This is a genomic window from Alcanivorax sp. HI0044 (assembly GCF_001634945.1).
Genome location: NZ_LWEZ01001181.1, coordinates 1 through 2,870, shown reverse-complemented (window position 1 = coordinate 2,870; position 2,870 = coordinate 1). Strand labels below are relative to the sequence as shown.

Here is a 2,870-nt window from a genome sequence, read left to right as displayed (position 1 = left end):
GCATCGCGTTGTTCTGCGCTGAGCAGATCCGCGTCACTGGTTTGCGATTGGGCCATGGCAGGGTTGGCCAGGCTGCCCAGTACGCAGAGACTAAGAGTGAAAACGATACGCACGGAGTTCCCCGAAACCCGGTGTGGAAGATAACCAGCATAGCAAAAACCGGGCGAGGGGTGCTACGAGCTACGAGCTACGAAAAATAGATAGAGGAAGTTGGGAAAGTTCCCGCTCTATTGAGGTCTGTTACGTTGCGTATGTCGACAACTGGGGGGGAGGGGCACGCCAGATGTCGGATTACGCCTTAGGCTAATGCGACCTACGATGGGTGACAAAAATACAGAAGGCCGCGTCCGTTTCCGGGCGCGGCCTCTTGGGTTAGGGCAGGCAACACGGTTTGCCCGCGTTATTGCCTGTTAGCGGGCTGCGTGTTGCATGAAGCGTGCAGCGTCTCTCGTCTACTGCATCATCTGCCGCAGCACATAATGGAGGATGCCGCCGTTTTTGTAGTACTCCACTTCCGCTGCAGTATCCAGGCGGGAAATGGCATCGACTTTTTGTTCCTTGCCATCGCGGCGGAACACCACGGTGACGGTGTCGCCCGGTTTCAGATTGTTGTCCAGATCCGGGATGTCCACCTCTTCACTACCGTCCAGGTTCAGCGTCTTGCGGTCGGTGCCTTCCGGGAATTGCAGCGGCAGCACGCCCATGCCGATCAGGTTGGAACGGTGAATCCGTTCGTAGCTCTCGGCGATCACTGCCTTGGCGCCCAGCAGGTTGGTGCCCTTGGCGGCCCAGTCGCGGCTGGAGCCGGTGCCGTATTCCTTGCCGGCGACAACTACGGTGGGAATGCCGTCTTTCTGATAACGCATGGCCGCGCCGTAGATGGAAATTTCCTCGCCTTCAGGCAGGTGCCTGGTGAAGCCGCCTTCGATGTCCGGGGTCATTTCGTTACGGATACGGATGTTGGCGAAGGTGCCGCGCATCATCACTTCGTGGTTCCCCCGGCGTGAGCCGTAGGAGTTGAAGTCGATGGGCTCCACATCGTGCCCCTGCAGGTAATGGCCGGCGGGGGAATCCGCCTTGATGGCCCCGGCCGGGGAAATGTGGTCGGTGGTGATGGAGTCACCTAACATTGCCAGGATGCGCGCGTTTTTCACCGGTTGTACATCGTCCATCTCGGCGGTGAGGCCGTCGAAGAAGGGCGGGTTCTGGATGTAGGTGGAGCTGCTGTCCCAGTCGTAGGTTTGTGAATCCGGAATGGGCAGGCTCTGCCAGATTTCATCCCCTTCGAACACGCTGGCGTATTGGCTGCGGAACATGTCGTCGTTGATTTTCACCAGCTCGGCCTGAATTTCATCGGAGCTGGGCCAGATGTCTTTCAGGTAGACCGCGTTGCCGTCCTTGTCCTTGCCGATGGGGTCGGAATCCAGGTCGATCTTCACGGTGCCGGCCAGGGCATAGGCCACCACCAGCGGCGGTGAGGCCAGCCAGTTGGTGCGCACGCTCTGGTGTACCCGGCCTTCGAAATTACGGTTACCGGACAGCACCGAGGCCACCACCAGGTCGCCGTCGGAAATGGCCTTGTCGATTTCCGGTGGCAGCGGCCCGGAGTTGCCGATGCAGGTGGTGCAGCCATAGCCCACCAAATCGAAGCCGATATCGTTTAGCGGTTTTTGCAGGCCGGTCACATCAAGGTAATCGGTGACCACCTTGGAGCCGGGGGCCAGCGAGGTCTTCACCCAAGGCTTGCGATTCATGCCTTTTTCGGCGGCTTTTTTGGCCACCAGGCCGGCGGCCAGCATAACGCTGGGGTTGGAAGTGTTGGTGCAGGAGGTAATGGCGGCAATCACCACGTCGCCGTGGCTCATGTGATGTTTCTTGCCGTCGATGACCACCGGCACATCGCCACCGCTGGGTTCGTGGTTGCCCACGGCGGTCTGACCACCTTCGCCTTCCAGCTTGCTGATTTCCTCGTCATTGAGTTTCAGCGTGTCGGTGACCACGTCGATAAAGGTGCGTTTCACCGCGGTGAGCGGCACCCGGTCCTGCGGGCGTTTGGGGCCAGCCAGGCTGGGCACCACATCGTTCAGGTCCAGCTCCAGCACGTCGGTGAATTCCGGGTCCGGGTCGCTGCTGGAGCGCCACAGGCCCTGCGCCTTGCAGTACGCTTCCACCAGCGCAATGGTGTCGTCGTCGCGGCCGGACAGTTTCATGTACTCGGTGGTGCGTTCATCGATGGGGAAGAAGCCGCAGGTGGCGCCATACTCCGGCGCCATGTTGGCGATGGTGGCGCGGTCGGCCAAGGTCAGGTCAGCCAGGCCGTCACCGAAAAATTCCACGAACTTGCCCACCACGCCCCGGCGGCGCAGCATTTCGGTGACGGTCAGCACCAGGTCAGTGGCGGTGATGCCTTCACGCAGCTTGCCGGTGATCTTGAAGCCGATCACTTCGGGAATCAGCATGGCGATGGGCTGGCCAAGCATGGCGGCTTCCGCTTCGATCCCGCCCACGCCCCAGCCCAGTACGCCCAGGCCGTTGATCATGGTGGTGTGGGAATCGGTGCCCACCAGGGTGTCCGGGTAGGCATAGGTGTTGCCGTCCTCGGATTCGGACGACCACACACCCTTGGCCAGGTATTCCAGGTTCACCTGGTGGCAGATGCCGGTGCCCGGCGGCACCACGCGGAAGTTGTCGAAGGCTTTCTGGCCCCAGCGCAGGAACTGATAACGCTCCCGGTTGCGCTGGTACTCGATTTCCACGTTCTCTTCGAAGGCTTGCGGGTTGCCGAACTTGTCCACCATCACCGAGTGGTCGATGACCAGATCCACCGGTGTCAGCGGATTAATGCGGCCCGGATCGCCGCCGGCCTTCTT

1 protein-coding gene is annotated in these 2,870 nt (G+C 60.8%); it reads right to left on the bottom strand.

Features of this window, described 5'->3' with window-relative positions:
• Positions 1-452: 452 nt before the first annotated feature.
• Positions 453-2,870 (bottom strand): aconitate hydratase AcnA (gene acnA, locus A3730_RS15640; protein WP_063538409.1); only part of this gene is annotated, 2,418 nt, incomplete at its 5' end.